Genomic DNA, 1761 nt, shown 5'->3' with positions numbered 1-1761 from the left:
GTACCGGAACGCGGCCTCCACCGCGTTCTGCTCCGGCAGCACCCGCGGCAGCAGGCTCTGCTGCAGCGTCACCGCCGTCGCATGCTCCCGCGTGTACCGGCGGGCGTTGTCGATCGACACCGCCGCCCGCGCCCCCAGCTCCTCCGCGAACGACAGGTCCTCCTCGTCGAACGCCTCCGGCGTGTCCGCCCGCCAGAAGTTCGCCATCCCCAACACCACACCGCGCGCCTGCAACGGCACCGAGATCAACGAATGAAGCCCGTAGTCCAACGCCTCCCGCGTCCCCGACTCGTCCTGCGCCCGCCACCCCATCGCCGCGTGCAGATCCGCCGCCAGCACCGCCCGGCCCGCATCCAGCGCCGCCGCCATCGGCGCCGTCGGCACCTCGAACCGGATCATGTCCCCGACCGGCTGCAGCGGCTGGTCGCCGCGCACCCCGCTCATCGCCGTCCGCCGCATCTGCGTGTGCACCCCCGACGCGAGCGCCGGATCCTCCCCGCGCAGCACCGGCTCCAGCAGCTCCACCGTCACGAAGTCCGCGAACCGCGGGACGGCCACCTCCGTCAACTCCTCCGCCGTCCGCGCCACGTCCAGCGTCGTCCCGATCCGCACCCCCGCCTCGTACAGCATCTGCAGCCGCTCCCGGGCCACCTCCGCACGCCCCGACAGCGCCGCCAGCTCCGTCGAGTCCCGCAGCGTCATCACACTGCCCGACGGATGACCCCGGTACGGCTTCGTCGGCCGCACGTTCACCGCCAGCAGCCGGTCCCCCGCCAGATGCACCTCGTCCGTCGCGACCCGCCCCGACAGCAGCAGCGCCGCCGTCCCCGGATCCAGCCCCAGCTCGGAGACGTGCCGCTGCTCCGCGTCCGCCGGGAGGTCCAGCAGCCGCCGCGCCTCGTCGTTGGCCAACAGCAGCCGGTGGTCCGCACTGATGATCAGGACACCCTCGCGGACCGCGTGCAGCACCGCCTCGTGGTGCTCGTTCATCCGCGCCATCTCCGCCGCCCCCAGCCCCCGCGTCTGGCGCCGCAACCGCCGGCTGACCAGCGCCGCACCGCCCGTACCGAGCAGCAGAGCCCCCGCCGCCGCGCCCAGCAGCAGCGGCAGCTGGCCCTCCACGGTCTCGGAGACGTTGCCGACCTCTATTCCGGTGGACACCAGCCCGACGACCTGCCCGTCCGCGTCCCGTACGGGCACCACGGCACGCACCGCGTCGCTCGGCTCCCCGCGGAACACCTCGGTGAACCCCTCGCCGCCGGTGGCGCGCGACAGGTCCCCGGAGGCCCGCTCGCCGATCAGCTCCGGCCGCGAGTCGGTATAGCGGACGCCGTCGGTGGTCATCACCGCGACGAAGTCCACCCCGGACGCCTTCCGCGCGGCCTCCGCGAGCGGCTGCAGCACGGCCGTCGGATCCGGCGCCTCCAGGGCGGCAGGAAGCCCGGGCGCCTGCGCGAAGGACGCGGCGGCGGCCAGGGAGCGGTTGCGGGCATCGCGCTCACTGTCGTAGCGGGCCTGGAGCAGAAGGGCGAGCGCGGCGGCGGCGATCAGCAGCAGCACGATCACCGCCTGCAGCGCGAAGACCTGGCCGGCGACACTGTGCGCCCCCCGGGCGAAGCGCGCGGCCAGCCCCGGGCTCTGCCCGGTCGGCTGCCGGGGCGGCGATCCCCTGGGTCGACCAAATCGTCCCGCCATGAGCCATTTCTAACACCGACACGCGGATCCGCGCGTGGCCAAGGCGGGGCGGGGGCACGTGCCGGG

Annotated in this window: 1 protein-coding gene; it reads right to left on the bottom strand. The window is 74.4% G+C overall.

Features of this window, described 5'->3' with window-relative positions:
- Window positions 1-1695: GAF domain-containing protein (locus tag EF903_RS32335; protein WP_125548504.1), on the bottom strand; the 1695-nt coding region annotated here is incomplete at its 3' end.
- Between the last annotated feature and the right edge of the window lie 66 nt (window positions 1696-1761).

Source organism: Streptomyces sp. WAC05292 (assembly GCF_003949955.1).
Classification (GTDB): Bacteria; Actinomycetota; Actinomycetes; order Streptomycetales; family Streptomycetaceae; genus Streptomyces; species Streptomyces globosus.
This window is presented reverse-complemented; position numbering and strand designations above follow the sequence as displayed.